This window comes from Halorubrum aidingense JCM 13560 (genome assembly GCF_000336995.1).
Taxonomy (GTDB): domain Archaea; phylum Halobacteriota; class Halobacteria; order Halobacteriales; family Haloferacaceae; genus Halorubrum; species Halorubrum aidingense.
On sequence record NZ_AOJI01000025.1, the window covers coordinates 49,643 to 64,752 of the forward strand.

Annotated in this window: 14 protein-coding genes; 7 read left to right on the forward strand and 7 right to left on the reverse strand. The window is 69.1% G+C overall.

Going from position 1 to position 15,110, the window contains the following annotated elements; genetic code table 11:
• Nucleotides 1–4 precede the first annotated feature (4 nt).
• Nucleotides 5–700, reverse strand: a complete 696-nt coding sequence (locus C461_RS09805; RefSeq protein WP_008000807.1) for a DUF2110 family protein — start codon at nucleotides 698–700, stop codon at nucleotides 5–7.
• On the reverse strand, nucleotides 700–1,224 hold the full coding sequence (locus tag C461_RS09810) for a transcription factor TFIIE subunit alpha (protein ID WP_008000808.1): 525 nt from the start codon (nucleotides 1,222–1,224) through the stop codon (nucleotides 700–702). Before C461_RS09810 ends, C461_RS09805 begins: the two co-directional genes overlap by 1 nt.
• 108 nt (nucleotides 1,225–1,332) lie before the next feature.
• On the opposite strand from C461_RS09810, the gene C461_RS09815 reads away from it, so the two are divergent.
• Nucleotides 1,333–2,298 carry a hypothetical protein gene (locus tag C461_RS09815; protein WP_008000809.1) on the forward strand — a complete coding sequence of 322 codons (966 nt, stop codon included), beginning with the start codon at nucleotides 1,333–1,335 and terminating at the stop codon, nucleotides 2,296–2,298.
• Nucleotides 2,299–2,327: 29 nt separating this feature from the next.
• On the opposite strand, the gene C461_RS09820 is transcribed toward C461_RS09815, so the two are convergent.
• Nucleotides 2,328–3,896 carry a PAS domain-containing protein gene (locus C461_RS09820; RefSeq protein WP_008000810.1) on the reverse strand — a complete coding sequence of 523 codons (1,569 nt, stop codon included), beginning with the start codon at nucleotides 3,894–3,896 and terminating at the stop codon, nucleotides 2,328–2,330.
• A 72-nt stretch (nucleotides 3,897–3,968) separates the two neighbouring features.
• On the opposite strand from C461_RS09820, the gene C461_RS09825 reads away from it, so the two are divergent.
• A complete protein-coding gene (locus C461_RS09825) occupies nucleotides 3,969–5,510 on the forward strand; it encodes an ATPase domain-containing protein (RefSeq protein ID WP_008000811.1) in 1,542 nt (513 codons plus the stop codon).
• On the opposite strand, the gene C461_RS09830 is transcribed toward C461_RS09825, so the two are convergent.
• The gene (locus tag C461_RS09830) at nucleotides 5,511–6,101 is read right to left on the reverse strand and encodes a tRNA (cytidine(56)-2'-O)-methyltransferase (protein WP_008000816.1); all 591 of its coding nucleotides are present in this window, start codon (nucleotides 6,099–6,101) and stop codon (nucleotides 5,511–5,513) included.
• A 172-nt stretch (nucleotides 6,102–6,273) separates the two neighbouring features.
• On the opposite strand from C461_RS09830, the gene C461_RS09835 reads away from it, so the two are divergent.
• Both C461_RS09835 and C461_RS09840 read left to right on the forward strand, forming a co-directional pair.
• On the forward strand, nucleotides 6,274–7,353 hold the full coding sequence (locus tag C461_RS09835; protein WP_008000817.1) for a phosphoribosylaminoimidazolesuccinocarboxamide synthase: 1,080 nt from the start codon (nucleotides 6,274–6,276) through the stop codon (nucleotides 7,351–7,353).
• Between the two features lie 95 nt (nucleotides 7,354–7,448).
• On the forward strand, nucleotides 7,449–8,165 hold the full coding sequence (locus C461_RS09840) for a DUF47 domain-containing protein (RefSeq protein ID WP_008000818.1): 717 nt from the start codon (nucleotides 7,449–7,451) through the stop codon (nucleotides 8,163–8,165).
• A 49-nt stretch (nucleotides 8,166–8,214) separates the two neighbouring features.
• On the opposite strand, the gene C461_RS09845 is transcribed toward C461_RS09840, so the two are convergent.
• Nucleotides 8,215–10,908: an AAA domain-containing protein gene (locus tag C461_RS09845; protein ID WP_008000819.1), complete on the reverse strand. Its 2,694-nt coding sequence runs from the start codon at nucleotides 10,906–10,908 to the stop codon at nucleotides 8,215–8,217.
• 125 nt (nucleotides 10,909–11,033) lie between these two features.
• On the opposite strand from C461_RS09845, the gene C461_RS09850 reads away from it, so the two are divergent.
• The 3 genes from C461_RS09850 (at nucleotide 11,034) to C461_RS09860 (ending at nucleotide 12,569) form a co-directional block, all read left to right on the forward strand.
• A complete protein-coding gene (locus C461_RS09850; protein ID WP_008000821.1) occupies nucleotides 11,034–11,402 on the forward strand; it encodes a hypothetical protein in 369 nt (122 codons plus the stop codon).
• 108 nt (nucleotides 11,403–11,510) lie between these two features.
• A complete protein-coding gene (locus C461_RS09855; RefSeq protein WP_008000824.1) occupies nucleotides 11,511–11,888 on the forward strand; it encodes a hypothetical protein in 378 nt (125 codons plus the stop codon).
• A gap of 129 nt (nucleotides 11,889–12,017) precedes the next feature.
• Nucleotides 12,018–12,569 (forward strand): hypothetical protein, encoded by a 552-nt coding sequence (locus tag C461_RS09860; protein ID WP_008000826.1) that lies wholly within the window; start codon nucleotides 12,018–12,020, stop codon nucleotides 12,567–12,569.
• A gap of 36 nt (nucleotides 12,570–12,605) precedes the next feature.
• On the opposite strand, the gene C461_RS09865 is transcribed toward C461_RS09860, so the two are convergent.
• Nucleotides 12,606–13,796 carry an amidohydrolase family protein gene (locus C461_RS09865; protein WP_008000827.1) on the reverse strand — a complete coding sequence of 397 codons (1,191 nt, stop codon included), beginning with the start codon at nucleotides 13,794–13,796 and terminating at the stop codon, nucleotides 12,606–12,608.
• A gap of 83 nt (nucleotides 13,797–13,879) precedes the next feature.
• Nucleotides 13,880–15,055 (reverse strand): mechanosensitive ion channel family protein, encoded by a 1,176-nt coding sequence (locus tag C461_RS09870; RefSeq protein WP_008000829.1) that lies wholly within the window; start codon nucleotides 15,053–15,055, stop codon nucleotides 13,880–13,882.
• Nucleotides 15,056–15,110 lie beyond the last annotated feature (55 nt).

Below are 15,110 nucleotides of genomic sequence, written 5' to 3' on the forward strand. Positions count from 1 at the left end.
CACCTCAGACGACACACCGCATCTCGGCCGGGAGGTACGAGCCGATGGAAGCCAGCAGCCCCGGCGGGTCGGTGTTCTCGGTACAGACGATGCTCTGTTCGAGCAGCCCCAGCCGCTCGACGGTGATGATGTCTTGGGCGTGTCCGGCGCGGTTCACCGTCGCGCGGACCTCGCCGCGGGTCGCCGAGTTGACGTTGACCCGGCCGTCACCGCGCTGCCAGTCGTACAGGCGGTCGCGCTCCGCGTCCGCCAGCCGGCTCGGCTCCGCGTCCGGGTCGCCGGCGTCGCCGCCGTAGACGAACCGCACGGGAAGGTGCTGGACCAGCCCGAACCGCTCGACGACCTGCGCCGGCGATCCCCGACCGAGTCCGATCTCGTCGGCGGGGATCGGCACGTCGACGCCGGCGTCGAGGACGAACCCGTCGTCGTCCCACGATTCGAGGGTGCCGACGTACTCTTCGCCGGCCGTCAGCCCCTCGTCGTGAGCGACGATTTCGCCCCACGTCTCCGCGAGGACGTTGCGGGCGACTTCGGCGTCTTCTCCGGTCACGTCCACCTGGACGAAGTCGTCGTCGCGGACGCCGACCTGCCAGTCGACGGTCAGTTCGCCGATGTCGTTGCCGACGAGCGAGTGCATGCCGTCGAGCGCGCGGTCGCGAGCGTCGCCCTCCACGTAGCACTTGGTTGCGAGGACGACCATTATCCGGTCACGTCCACGTTGAGTTCGTCTCGGAGCTCCTCGACTCGGCGGCCCATCGCCTCGCGGAGCCGGTCGTTGTCCATCGCCTCGACCGGGGAGCCGCACTCGGGACACTCGAAGCCGAAGTCCATCGCCTCGCCGAATTCGAAGCGGATCGAACACACCTCACAGAGGTAGAACTCGTGGGTGCGCTCGTACTCTTCGCGCTCTTCTAAGGCGTCGAGCAGGCGGTACATCTCCTCTTCGAGATTCTCCGGGATGTTGTCGTAGTGGAACGTCCACAGGTACGTCAGCCATCCCGAGTCCTCGTCGCGCACCCGTCGGTAGGTGGCGAGGTCGTTCTCGTACAGGATGAACAGCGCGCGACGGACGTCGTTGAGCTCCAGCCCGAGGTCCTCCGCCAGCTCTTCGTCGGTGACCTCGCCGTCGGGCGGCGCGGCCGCGACCGGCATCCCCGTCGGCCCCACCAGCTCGTGGAGGTACTTTTGGATGACGGGGTCGTTCAGTAGATCCTCAAAAGCCATTACCCGAAATTGGTGGTGGAATCGGGTTAAAAGCTCCGAAAGGACCCACAATCCGCCCGCGGGCGCCTCCGGCAAAGCTTTAGGCCGCGTGTGTCACCACTGGTGCGTATGACGGAACCCGCGACGGCACGAGGTCGGCGAGCGATCGGCGCCCTCGCGCTCCTCGCGGTTCCGGTCGGTATCGCCGCGCTCCCGCTCGTGACGGCCTTCGCGCTCCTCGGCCCCCGTGGCCTCGCCGTCGCCGGACCGGGCGCGCTCGGCGGGGCGGTCGCGGCCGTCGTCGTCGGTCTCGGCGGCTCGGCCCTCCTCGGACCGATCGTCGTCGACCGGCGGATCGCGCGGCTCCCGACGGCCGACCTCGACGACCGACCGGCCGACTTCCTCGCGGACCGCGTGTCGACCCTCGCCGCGGAGGTCGGGGTCGACGCGCCCGCCGTCACCGTCGTCCGCGCCGACGCGGCCAACGTCGCCGCCGTCGACGGCTACCGCGGCTCTCGGCTCGTCGTCTCGACGCGACTGCTCGCCCTCCCGCAGGACGACCGGGACGCCGCGCTCCGGCACGCGCTGGTACAGATCCGAACTCGACAGGCGGCGGTGACGACCGCGCTCATCCCGGCGCTGGCGCTCGTCGAGACGGTGGCGCTGCTGGCGACGCTCCTCGTCGGGCGGCGCGACGACCGCACCGCGGCCGACCGGCGAGTCAACAGGATCCACGGGTACGAGCCGGAGCGGAACCGGGTCCCCTCGTGGGCGTACACGGTCGCCGGGGTCGCACTCTGGCTCCTGCTCCTCCCCGCCTGGCTCCCGGCGGCCGTCGGCGACCGCCTCTACGTCGCCGGCGGGCGTCGAGACGCGGACGCGACGGTCGCGCGGGTCGGGACCGCCGAGCGAGACGGGCTCGGCAACGCGGTCGCGTTCGCGAGTGACGCCGCCGGAGCGGCCGACTGGCCGCCGCTTTTGGACCGGCTCTCGCTCGTCTCGATGGCGGACGGCGAGACGGGTCGAGTGCGGGGAACGAGCCGGCAGGAGGCCCGCGTGCGGCTCGCGCGGCTCCGCTCGAAGCGGGCGCTGTAGCGAAGTGCCGTGACCGAGCGCGGTAGCCGTCAGGGGTCGACGGGGACGGCGAGCCGGAGCGTGGTCCCGGTGTCGCCGGTCGACACGGAAAACTCGCCGCCGGCCTTGTTGACGACCCAGTACATCAGCCAGATGCCGAGCCGGTCGGCGTGGGTCAGCGAGGTCTCGCCGTGCTCGAGCACGCGGGTCTCGTGGTCCGGGATCCCGGGCCCGTCGTCTTCGATCTCGATCGCGACCCAGTCCGGCGCGGGTCGCTCGACGCGGATCGCGACGCTCGGATGCGGGCCGTCGTTGTGTTTGACGGCGTTCTCGACGCCCTCCTCGATCGCGGTTTCGAGTCCGGTCACCGCCACGCGAAGGGGCGTCCCGGCGTCGCCCGCATCGTCGAACTCGTCGGCGCCAGTGGAGTCGTCGGCCGGTGCGAGCCAGTCGGAAAACGATAGTTCGACGGTCGCCTCGGGGTAGCGGTCGGCCATCCGGTCCACGATGTCGGCGAGGCTGTCGCGCAGGTCGACGGCCGGTTCCGCCGCGGCGTCCGAGAGGGTGCGGTCGATCTTGCGGACCGCTTCGGCGAGGCCCAGCAGATCGTCGATCGTCTCGGCGATCACGTCGAGCGGCCGTCGGAGTCCCTCGTCGTCGAGGTCACGGTCGGACAGCGTTCGGCGGAGTAGCTCCGTGTACCCGTCGACGAGGTTCATCTTGTTTCGGAGGTTGTGGTTGAGCACACGACTCATCACCTCCAGCCGGCGTTCGCGGATCTTCCGGTCCGTGATGTCCGTCTGGAACCCGACGTAGTGAGTGACCGTCCCGTCGCCGTCGCGGATCGGAGCGACGGTGAGGCGGTTCCAGAACTTCTGACCGTTCCGTCGGTAGTTCAGGATGTCGACGGAGACCGGTCGCTCGGCGTCGATCGCCTCGCGGAGCGTCGCCCGCGTGTCGGGGTCCGTCTCCTCGCCCTGTAGAAACCGACAGTCGGTGCCGAATATCTCGGGGCCGTAGCCGGTGAGCGCCTCGAACTCGGCGTTCGCGTACACCAACGGGTTCTCACCGTCGCCGGACTCGGCGATCGTGATACCGACGGGGGCCTCGTCCATCGCCCGCTCTTTCAGCCGGAGGTCCTCGACAGTGTCCGCGAGCTTTCGCTCGCGCTCGGCGAGCCGGAGGGAGGTCCGGCGCCGCTCGACGAGGTTCGCGATCCGCGACCGGAGCGCGGTCTTTCGCACCGGCATGTCGATCACCTCGTCGACGTACTCCCACGCGTTGTCCGTCGCGGGCGCGACCGATCGGTCGCCGACGAGCAGGACGAACGGGAGGAAGACGGGTGACGACAGCGCCCGCCTGGGTTGGATGGTCCCCGCGACCCGGTTGAACTCGCGGGCGTCGAAGACGCAGCAGTCGAACGTCGACTCGAGCGCTCCCACGTCCGTCGTCGCGTCGACCGCATAGTGGTCTGACAGCGTCTCGACCAACAGATCGCGGTTTCGTCCCGGCCGCATGAACAGGAGGATGCGCTCGCCGTCGAGGGCGAACGGTCCACCGGAGACGGGCGACTCGCCAGGAGCGTCGTCGTCGTTGGTCTCTCCGGAGCCGGGGTCCATTCACGTTGGCGGAGAACGCGCGGCCACTAAGCGTTACCCATCATTAATGATTCTGCGGGTGAATCGGTGAGCATGGCATCGACACTCGCCGGTCGGGTCTCGACCGGCATCCCGGGACTCGACGAGATTCTGTCGGGGGGACTCATCGCGGAGCGGAGCTACATGATACGCGGTCGAGCCGGCAGCGGGAAGACGATCGCGAGCCTGCACTTCCTCCAGGCGGGCGTCGACGCGGGNAGCTACATGATACGCGGTCGAGCCGGCAGCGGGAAGACGATCGCGAGCCTGCACTTCCTCCAGGCGGGCGTCGACGCGGGTGAAACGGCGCTGTTCATCAACTTGGAAGAGGACGTCCGCGATCTCACGGCGAACGCAGCGGCCCTCGGATTCGACACGGACGCCATCGAGTTCCTCGACCTGAGCCCGGGCGCGGACGTGTTCACCGACGACCAATCGTACGACGTGTTCGCTCCCGCCGAGGTCGAAGGGGAGTCGCTCACCGAGCGGATCGTGGAGGGAGTCACCGCGGTGGACCCCGACCGCGTCGTCGTCGATCCGCTGACACAGCTGCGATACCTCCTCTCGGACGACTACCAGTTCCGCAAGCACGTCGTCGGGTTCATGCGGTTCCTGACGGACCGAGACGCGACGGTCGTGTTCACCGTTCAGAACACCGCCACGCTGCCGACGGACGACCTCGAGTTCATCACGGACGGGACGATCCGGCTCGGCGCCGCGGAGTACGGGAAGACGGTCTCCGTGCCGAAGTTCCGCGGATCGGGGACGCAGAACGGCGAGCACGCCTATCGCGTCACCGACGCGGGAATCGAGGTGTACCCGGCGCTCCGCCCCGGAACGCACACCGGCGAGTTCGAGTTCGAACAGATCTCCTCGGGCGTCGACGAGATCGACGCCCTGCTCGACGGCGGGATCGAGCGCGGGACGATCAGCATCGTCAGCGGACCGACGGGCGTCGGGAAGACGACGCTGAGCACGCAGTTCATGAAGGAGGCGGCGAGCCGCGGCGAGCGCTCCGTCATCTACCTGTTCGAGGAGACCAAACAGACGTTCCTCGCCCGGTCTCGGGCGGTCGGCATCCCGGTCGATCGGATGATCGAGAAGGGGACGCTGCAGGTGAACGAGGTGGAGGCGCTCGACCGGTCGCCACAGGAGTTCGCCAGAATGGTCCGCGAGGAGGTCGAGGAGCGCGGCGCCGACATCGTGCTGGTCGACGGGATCGCCGGGTACCGCCTGACGCTTCGCGGCGCGGACGGGATGCTGCTCCAACAGCTACACGCGCTGGGTCGATACCTCAAGAACACGGGTGTGACGGGGATCTTCGTCGACGAGACGCGAGCCATTACCGGGCCGTTTCAGGCGACCGTCGAGAACATCAGCTACCTCGCCGACAACATCGTCTTCCTGCGGCACCTCGAAGTCGACGGCGAGATGCGCAAGGCGATCGGGGTGTTGAAAAAGCGGACAAGCGACTTCGAGCGGACGATCCGGGAGTTCCAAATTACGGAAGACGGCGTCACGGTCGGCGAGCCGATGTCGGGGTTGCGCGGCATCCTGAGCGGGACGCCGGAGATCGTCGACCGCGACGTCGAGTGATCAGTCGGCCGACTCGTCGGCTGCATCTCCGGACTCGTCGCCGACATCGTCACCGGCGTCGACGACCGTCTTCCCGGTCGCCTCGGGCACGACTCGGCGGTCGGCGTCGGTCCACTCGCGCTCCAGCTCGTCGCCCTCGAAGAGCCGGTCGAGGAAGACGGCGAGCCCGGCGACCTCCGAGTGCGGCTGGTTCGTCACGCCGACGTTGAAGTCGGCGCGCTCGTACAGCGCCCACGGCACCTTCTCACCTCCCACGACGACGAGGAGGTCCTCGTCGTCGGCGTTCACGGCCGATCGGACCTCGTCTTCCACGTCTTGGACCCGCTCGCCGTACATCGTGAGGTGCACGACGACGCCCGCCCAGTCGCGGACGATCGCTTTCTGGTCTCCGCGGAGTTCGACCGCGAACGGGCCGCCGAACCGGTCGGTGATGTCCCGCACCGTCTCCGCCGACTGCCCGGCGTTATCGGGGAAGACGACCCGATCCGCGCCGAGCGCGCGGGCGGTGAGCCCGACGTGCGTCGTCATGCGGTCGTCGCGGCCCGGCCGATGACCGTACCGGAGGACGACGACCTCGCGTTCCTCGTGCATACCAGAGGGTGCGCGGCGACGGGTGTGGTCCTTTCGATGCCGGCTCGCGACCGGGCGGTGACCGGCCCACCACCGATAAAATATCCACAAACATGGATCGCAATACCAAGAGAGTCGTCGAGGTGACCACGTAAGTGAAAGATTCATTGGGGAGGCGGCCGCCGGGTGCAGTATGACGAGCGTCAAGGAGTTCCGCGTCGACGAGCCCGCCAGCGCCGACGCCCTCGGCCGCGGTCGATTCGTCTTCACGGACGCGTACTCGGTGTTCGACTGGGGACAGATGCCCGACGCGATCCCGCGCAAGGGCGCGAGCCTCTGTACGATGGGCGCGTTCAACTTCGAACTGCTGGAAGCGGACGGGATCCCGACTCACTACCGCGGCGTCGTCGATCCGGACGGGGACGGCGGCGGGAAGGGAAGCGACGAGGGAGGCGAGGTCGTACCCCTCGACGAGGCCGCCGCCCCGCCGACCGAGATGGCGATCGACCTGACGCAGGTGCCCGATCTCCCGTACGAGGGGCCGGACGCCGGCTACGACTACGACGCCTTCCACGCCGCGGGCGGCGAGCACTTCCTCGTCCCGCTGGAGGTCGTCTTCCGCAACCGCGTCCCGGTCGGGTCCAGCCTCCGGCGCCGGGCCGCCCCCGGCGATTTCGGGCTCGACGCCGACCCCGACATCGACGCCGCGGAGTGGCCCGACGAGCCGGTCGACCTCCCGGAACCGATCGTGGAGTTCTCGACGAAGTACGAGGAGCAGGACCGCTATCTGACTCGCGACGAGGCCGACGCGATCGCGGGCGCCGCCGATATCGACGCCCTCGAATCGCTCGCGCTGGCCGTCAACCGCGTCGTCACCGATCGCGCCGACGAGGTCGGCTTCGTCCACGAGGACGGGAAGATCGAGTGTCTGTACGCCGAGGGGGAGCTCCGCGTCGCCGACGTGGTCGGCACGTTCGACGAGAACCGGTTCTCCTACGGCGGCCGCGGGATCTCGAAGGAGGTCGTCCGCCAGTGGTACAAGGCGAACGACCCGGCGTGGGTCGACGCCGTGAGCGAGGCCAAGGCGGCCGTCGCCGAGCGCGAGATCGACGACTGGCGGGAGATCTGCGCGGCGAGCCCCGACCCGCTCCCCGCGGCGGTCGTCGACGCGGTCTCGGCGATGTACGCGGCCGGGACGAACGCCTACACCGGCCGGGAGTGGTTCGACGTGCCCGACATCGACGCGGCGCTCGACGCGGTCGCGGGGCTGTAGCGGGATCGGCCGACAGCGCCCCCTGATCCGGAGATCCATCACGATCGACGAAACGCGAGAGAACCTCTTTACCGGCGACGCGCGTGAGTCGAGACATGTCCACCGACGCCGATTTCGGGGAACGGCTCGAAGCCCAGACCGCCGCGTACCTCGCCCGGATCGACGACTGCGTCCGGCTCCTCCCGCGGGCGCTCGACGAGTACGCCGAGGGCGGCGCGTACCGCGAGACCGTCGACGAGATCGACGCCATCGAGAGCGAGTGCGACGCGCAGGTCCGGGCGATCACCGGCGTCATCACGAGCGCCGGCCCCGACGACATCGGCCTGTTGAACACCCGGATCAACTTCAACGAGTCGGCGCTGCTCGACTTCTACAAAGAGCTCGACGTGGTCGCGAACCACACCGAACGGATCGTCCAGGAAGTGGCGATGATGCGGCCGTCCGCCGAGGTCGACTCGTTCGCCAGCATGCGCGAGATGGCCGATCGGATAGTCGAGATGACCGCTATCCTCGGGGACGTGGTCGAGCGGTTCGTGCACGGGCTCGCGCGCAGCGACGCCACCGAGACGCTCACGGCGGGAATCGAGTCGATCCGCGACCTCGAAAGCGAGTGCGACGACCTCCGCAACGACGCCATCGCGACCGCCTTCGCCGACGACGCGATCGACCAGCCGCTCGTCTACCGGGAGCTCGCCATCCTGTTAGACGAGCTCGCGAACACGATCGAGGACCTCACCGACCGGATCGTCGTGATCGCCAGCAAGGAGCCGGGGATCGTCACCGAGGCGGACCCGAGCAGCGAGAAGAACTGACGGCGGACCGCGAGGCCCGACCCCGGATCGGGTTCGGGTCCGGTCCCGCTCACCGCCGCGCCCACGCCAACAGCCGCTCGTAGAACGGGTCCGAGCCGAGCGCGTCGGCGTCGCCGACGAGCGTCAACTGCTTTTTCGCGCGGGTGAGCGCGACGTTCATCCGGCGATGGTCCTCGAATATCGGCCCGTCGAGGCCGCCGGACGCGACGAGCGAGACGACGATCACCTCCTTCGAGGAGCCCTGGAAGCGGTCGACGGTATCGACGGTGACGTCGGTCCGGCGGCCGATCTCGGCGACCTGCGCGCGGAACGGGGCGATGACGCCGACGTCGTCGGGGTCGACGCCGGCGGCGACGTAGGCGTCGACGATCTCGGCGACGCGCTCCGCCTCTCGGACGTTCCGGTTGCCGTCGCGGGTCCCGTCCGGGTCGACGAAGCTCACGCCCCCCGCGAGTCCGTCAGGGAGGTCCGCGGGGTCGACGCCGAGGTCGCCGAGGGTCTGACCGGCCACCTCGGGGGTGGCCGGGCGGAGCGCGCCGTCGTAGAACTCCGCGGAGGCGAACGCCTGTATCCGCTGGCTCATCCGGTACTGGCGGTCGAGCATGACGCTCGCGTCCGGGTACGCCTCGATGAGCCGCTGGAACAGAGAGGTCTGCAGATCGTTCTCGGCTCGCACGACCGGCGGGAGCTGCTCGTGGTCGCCGACCAGCACGAACCGGTCGGCGAGGTTGATCGCGGCGTGGGTGCCCGGCTCCGTGAGCTGGGAGGCCTCGTCGACGAGCGCCACGTCGAACTCGCACTCGCGCATAACGCGGGAGCCGCAGGCGGCCGTGGTCGCGGCGACGACGGGGGCGTCTCGGAGTTCGGCGGCCTTCGCGTTCGGGTCGCCGCGCTGGACGAGTCGCACGTCCTGCATGTCGGCGCGGACGCCGGTTTTGGTCCCGACCCGAAGCACCTCGTCGAACCCCTGATCGCGGAGCGCTTCGAGGGCGTTGTCGACCGCGCGGTTGGTGAACGCCGAGAGCAACACTCGGTTCCCCTCGGCGACGAGCGCGCGGATCGTCCGGGCGATCGTGTACGTCTTCCCGGTGCCCGGCGGGCCGTGGATCAGCGCGCAGTCCTCGGCGTCGACGGCGAGTTCGACGGCCGCGTTCTGGGCGTCGTTGTTGTCGATGTAGGCGTCTGGGGCGTCTGCGGGGCGGTCAGCGGCGTCCCGGAACTCCGGCTCGCGCCGCTCGAACAGCACGTCCTTGCGGCGCTCGCTCCCTTTTAAGATCGCGTCGTGGAGCGCGGTGAGCGAGCGGTCGACGGATATCTCGGAGGGGTAGACGTCGAGCCGCCGGAGCGCGACCGGCTCGTCGGTCTCGACGACGACCTCGTCGCCGAGCTCGACGATGCGACCGAGTTCGCCGTGACCGGTGACCGGATCGCCGTCGCTCGCGAGCGCCACGTCGCCCTCGCGGAGCTTCGAGACGGCGTCGCCGGGTTTGCGCGCGCGGAGCCGCCAGCGGGCGTCGTCGATCTCGGTCTGTGAGACCGGCTCCAGGTCGATGAGGGCGCGGTCGTCCGCGGCGCGCTCCTCGGGGGTCTGCTCCCACAGCTTCCGGTACTCCGCGTGGGTCTCGCGGCGCTCCTCTTCGAGGGCAATATAAAAGCGGTCGAAGTACTCGCGCTCTTCGTCGGGGACGGGAGTGCCGACCGACCCCGCTTTCGACTCCTGATCGAGGCGTCCGGAGACGACCATGCAGGTGTCCTGCTCGAAGCAGTACTGGCACTTCGCGTCGGCCTCGTACCCCGTCGGAACCGTGGGGCGGTCGCCGGGGTCGTTGAGCGCGCGCCACTCCATCGCGGCGAGGGCGTTGCGCTCGCGGACGACGTACTGGAGCAGGCCGTTGCCGACGGTGAACTCCTTGGCGGGCGCGAGGTCGCCGCTCTCCTCGTTGCGGTCGAGCGCGGTGTTCTTGGTGTACAGGAGGGTCCCGATGTCGGGGTCGACGCCGCGCTCGTCGAGCATGAGCGCGTAGCAGGCCGCCTGGATCTTGTCGTGGAAGCGCGGCTCCCGCCGGGTGTTCTTCCCGGTCTTCAACTCGACGGGGGTGTCGCGGCGGAGCGCGTCGGCCCGCCCTTTCAAGCCGAAGGTGGGCGAGATGAGCGTGAACTCCGACCGCCACGTGTCCTCGTCGGTGAGGGTGCCCTGCGCGAGCCACCCCTCGATCGCGGCCGCGTTGCGCCGGACCTCGTCGGCGACTTCCTCGGGGTCGTACCCCAACAGGCCGAGTTCGAGGCCGGCCTCGTCGACGCGGTCGGCGACGGAGGCCTCCAGCTCCATCCCCCGGAGCAGGTCGCCGAACACCTCGTGGACGATCGTCCCCTTGACCACCGGGTAATTGAGCGGGATCCCGGAGAGCTTATTTAAATAGTACATCCGCGGGCACTGCACCCACGAGCGGATCCCGGTCACGTCGACGAGGAAGTCGGGTTCGAGCACGACCCACGAGTCGCCCGTCGTGGCGTAGCCCGTCTCGCCGCCGAACTCGTCTTCCTCGGCGTCGGTGACGAGCAGTTCCATGCCGACGGCGGCGTGGTCGGCCGTCTCGGTCCACTTCCCCCACAGCGTCACGTCGACCGGATCGCCCGCGCCGCGGTCGGGCCGGATCCGCAGCTCGCGGAGGTCGCGTTCGCCGTACGACGTCGACACCGTCCGCGCCTCCTCGACGGAGAGGATCGGCCCCCGAACGTTCACGGTCGACGTGCGCGCCGGCGCCGAAAAACGCTGTCGGTGGGGGCGGTCATCAACGATCGCGCGACCGGGAGACCCTCCGAACGAACCCGCAGCGTCCTTATATACGCGAGCCGATATGCGGGGACATGAGCGATTCGACGTTCGACCGCTACGGTCGCCCCGCTATCGCCGTCGTCGTGCTGTCGATGGCGCTGTTGTCCGTGTTCAGCGGCTACCTCCGCTTCGAACAGCAGGGCGTCGTCGCCCTCGCAGACAGCGCCGTGAGCGTCTACATCGCCGGGCTGATGCTGTGGGGACTGTTCCGCGAGGGGTTCGGCACGGACCGGTTCCGGGTCCTGTTGTACCTCGGGCTCGTCCTCTGGGGGAGCGTCGACTTCCTCATCGGGACCGACTCGACGATCTCGCTCGTGATCCTGATCGGCGGGGCGCTGCTGCTCGGACGGGCGGCCTACCAGTACGCACAGCGGCGGCAGAAGCCGGTATACGACCGGTAGGTGCGATCGGTAGTCGGGAAGCGTCGCCGCGCGATCGTAGCGGAATCGAGCGGCCGAGGCGTCCGATATCGGGGGAACGGTTTTGATTGTAGCATGAGTTGACACACCATGGCAGACCCCGACACGCGATCCGTATTTCGCACCGGTGAGATCGGCTCGTGGGGGGCGCCGTACTGGATCGGGCTCCTGTGTTCGGCCGGAATCGCCGCGATCAACCTGTACGTGTGGACGCAGACCGCGATGCCGCAGTTCCTCGCCATCGCCGGGAGTTTCACCTTCGGTATCGGGCTCTTTTTCACCCGGTTCTGGAGCCCGGCGCTGTACCTCGTCGGCGTTGTGCACGTCATCGCGCTGGGCGTCGTCTGGGCGCTTGGCGGGCGAGCGTTCCTCGTCCTCGGCGTCGCGAACGGCGTCTTCAGCGTCGGTCTGTTGGCGATCGCGCTGTCGCTGTTCTTCGCGGAGCACCGCGCTGGCGACGACTCGTAGCGATCGGGCCCCGGAACCGGTCGGAGTCGCACCGACCGAATCACACCGACCGAAATCGCACCGATCGAGTTCCGGCACGACCGTCCCACCGACACGCTCAAGCGCCCGTGTTTATAAGCACCACCCGATATGCGCGTCCGAACCTGGGACGACATCCTCGCGGACGTGGCGAGCGAGTCGACCGACCCCGACGGCTGGCGCGCCGTCGCCGGCTCCAGACGCGAGGGCCTCGGCGAGGACCTCTACGTCGGTCACCCGAGCGTCGGCGTCTATCACCTGAAGACGTACGCGAAGAACCCCCGCGACCTCCGCGGCGTCGGCGCGCGGGTCGCGCGCAGCGTCGACGACGAACTCGATCCGCTGTTGCCCGACGCGGAGACCGCCGGCCGGTTCGCGGTGCGGTCGGCCCCGGAGGACGAAGACCACGCCGAGGCGATGGCGACCCGGCTGCGCGAGACGCTGAAGGTGCACGCCGAGGCGCCGACCACCCCCGACCACCTCTTCGAGGACGTGATGACGGCGGTCGACGCGCCCGCGTTCGGGCCGATGGAGTACGCCTTCGACGGCCGTCCGGACGAGCTCGACGAGCTTTCGGACACCTTCGACGAGGCCGAGGAGCTGCTGTCGGCCGAACTGGAGGACCTGATCGACCAAGACGACGTCGACCGCGGGTTCCACTAGGCCGCGGGCGTCGACTGTCGGTTGCCGGCTACCCCTTCACCAGTCGTACGCCTCGCGCGGGTCGACGGCGTCGCGCTCGCGGTCGAAGACGTGCTCGCCGTCGACGAACACGTGGGTGGTCCGGCTGCCGTTCTCGTGGAAGACGCCGTCCCAGACGGCCACGTCGGCGTCGGTGCCCGGTTCGAGGGTGCCGACCCGGTCCTCGATGCCGAGGATCTCCGCGGGGTGGCGGGTGACCGCGTCGAGCGCCGCCGACGCGGGGAAGCCCTCGCGCACCGCGAGCCCGACGCAGACGTCGAGGTGCTGTTGCGGGAGCACCGGCGCGTCCGTCTGGATCGCGACTTTCACGCCCGCCTCGTGGAGGATTCCGGGCGTCTCGAAGGTGATGTTCCGCAGCTCGTACTTCGCGCCCGAGTACAGCGAGGGGCCGACGACCGCCGGCACGTCGCGCGCGGCGAACTCCTCGGCGATGAGGTGGCCTTCGGTGGCGTGCTCGATCGAGAGGTCGTCGATCCCGAACTCCTCGGCGATCCGGAAGACGGTCATGATGTCGTCGGCGCGGTGTGCGTGGACCCGCAGCGGGAACCCCTCGGTGAGGACGCGGGCGAGGTGCTCCATGCCGAGGTCGCGCTCGAACGGCTCGCCCTCGTTGCGGGCGTGCGCCCGCCGGTCGACGTAGTCTTCGGCCTCCATCAGCGCCGCCCGGAGGGCGGCCGCGACGCCGGGCCGCGTCGAGGGCTGGCGGCCCTCCCCCTCGCCGTGGAAGCGCTTCGGGTTCTCGCCCATGGCGGCCTTCATCCCGTCCTCGCGGATCAGCATCGCGTCGGCGGTGCGCCCGTACGTCTTCATCGAGCAGATGACGCCGCCGATCACGTTGCCGGAGCCCATCCGCGCCGACACCGAGGTGACCCCGTTCTGGAAGGCGTGTTTCAGCTCCTCGTCGCGCGGGTGGAACCCGTCCAGCGCGTTCACGTGCGGCGTGACGGCGTCGGTCCCCTCGTTGATGTCGCCGTCCTCGGGCTCGCCCCACTCGGCCATCCCCGCGTGGCTGTGCGCGTCGACCAGTCCGGGCGTGACGTGGCCGCCGTCGGCGTCGACGACGGTCGCGTCGTCCGGGATCTCGACGTCGCCGACCGCGAGTATCTCCCCGTCGTCGACGAGGACGCTCCCCTCTACCGTCCCTCGGTCCGTCGCCGTGTGAATCGTCCCGTTGACTATCGCGTGCATGAGTGGCCCTCGCCTCCGCGGGTGATAACGCTTCGAGTGGGCGACGCGGATCGCCGGATCTCGCCGCGTCGCCGCCGTCGCCCTCAGGCGGATTCCGGTGGCCGTTCGGCGTCGGGATCGGCGACGGGGTCCGGATCGACAGCGGGGTCCGGAGCAGCGACGGGGTTGGACTCAGGGACAGAAGCGGCCGTCACGTGGCGCACGTTCACGTCGTGGGTGGCGTACGGGATCTCGATACCGTGGTCCGCGAACCGGAGGTAGATCTCGCGGTTGAGGCGGTGTCTGACTCGACCCATGTGCTCCGGTCGCGTCACCCAGCAGACGAGCCGGTACTCCAGCGCCGAGTCGCCGAACCCGACGAAGCGCGCTCGGGGCGCCGGGTTGTTCGGCACGCTCTCCTCGTCTTCGGCGATGCCGACGAGGACGTCTTCCACCAGATCGATATCGCTGCCGTACGCGACGCCGACGTCGATCTTGAGCCGGGTCTGACCGTGCGGCGCGGAGAGGTTGACGACGCGCTCCTCGTTGAGCATCGAGTTCGGCAGCGTGATGTCGATGTTGTCCCGCGTGCGGAGCGTCGTCGAGCGGATCCCGACCGCGACGACCGTCCCGGCCTCGCCGGTGTCGATCTCGAGGTAATCGCCGATCGTGTACGTGTCGTCGACGTACAGCGCGAGCCCGCCGAGGAAGTTCCCGACGCTCTCTTTCGCGGCGAAGCCGAGCGCGATGCCCGCGATGCCCGCCGCGCCGAGCAGCGGGGAGATGTCGTACTCCCACAGGAGGAGCACCGTCGCGGTGCCCGCGACGACCACCGTGAGCGTCCAGATGTTCGAGAAGACCGGTGCGAACTCGTAGGCGCGTCCGCGGGTGTCCGACGCCTTTCCCTCCTCGTTGATCTTCGTCACGAGTCGGTTGACGACCCGATTCAGGTAGAACGCCCACACCAACACGATGACCGTGATCGCCGGCCTGCCGACGAACGTCGACACCTGCTCGGCGGTGAGAAACGTGTTCTCCGTCACCGAAGGGACGCTCGCGAGCACCGAGAAGCCGATCAGCGACGCCGTGGTGACGAGCGGGATGTGGAGGTTGTCGACGACGATCGAGTCGTAGTCGGTCGCGGTCCGGTCGGTGTACCGTCGCAGGTGCCGGACGACGACAAAATTCATCACGGCGCCGGCGAGCACCGACGCGACGAGCACGAACAGCGTGGCGCCGTACGGGTTCGCGAGGACAGGACCGAGCGACTCCGGAAGCATACGTCCCTATGGTCGGTGAAGTATATATTTCTCTCCGCCCCGCGACGACCGGGGC

Bases quoted from the DNA above. Each gene is read 5' to 3' on its own strand.
- C461_RS09805 (WP_008000807.1), bottom strand. From the start codon at position 700: ATGGTCGTCCTCGCAACCAAGTGCTACGTGGAGGGCGACGCTCGCGAC.
- C461_RS09810 (WP_008000808.1), bottom strand. From the start codon at position 1,224: ATGGCTTTTGAGGATCTACTGAACGACCCCGTCATCCAAAAGTACCTC.
- C461_RS09815 (WP_008000809.1), top strand. From the start codon at position 1,333: ATGACGGAACCCGCGACGGCACGAGGTCGGCGAGCGATCGGCGCCCTC.
- C461_RS09820 (WP_008000810.1), bottom strand. From the start codon at position 3,896: ATGGACCCCGGCTCCGGAGAGACCAACGACGACGACGCTCCTGGCGAG.
- C461_RS09830 (WP_008000816.1), bottom strand. From the start codon at position 6,101: ATGCACGAGGAACGCGAGGTCGTCGTCCTCCGGTACGGTCATCGGCCG.
- C461_RS09835 (WP_008000817.1), top strand. From the start codon at position 6,274: ATGACGAGCGTCAAGGAGTTCCGCGTCGACGAGCCCGCCAGCGCCGAC.
- C461_RS09840 (WP_008000818.1), top strand. From the start codon at position 7,449: ATGTCCACCGACGCCGATTTCGGGGAACGGCTCGAAGCCCAGACCGCC.
- C461_RS09850 (WP_008000821.1), top strand. From the start codon at position 11,034: ATGAGCGATTCGACGTTCGACCGCTACGGTCGCCCCGCTATCGCCGTC.
- C461_RS09855 (WP_008000824.1), top strand. From the start codon at position 11,511: ATGGCAGACCCCGACACGCGATCCGTATTTCGCACCGGTGAGATCGGC.
- C461_RS09860 (WP_008000826.1), top strand. From the start codon at position 12,018: ATGCGCGTCCGAACCTGGGACGACATCCTCGCGGACGTGGCGAGCGAG.
- C461_RS09865 (WP_008000827.1), bottom strand. From the start codon at position 13,796: ATGCACGCGATAGTCAACGGGACGATTCACACGGCGACGGACCGAGGG.
- C461_RS09870 (WP_008000829.1), bottom strand. From the start codon at position 15,055: ATGCTTCCGGAGTCGCTCGGTCCTGTCCTCGCGAACCCGTACGGCGCC.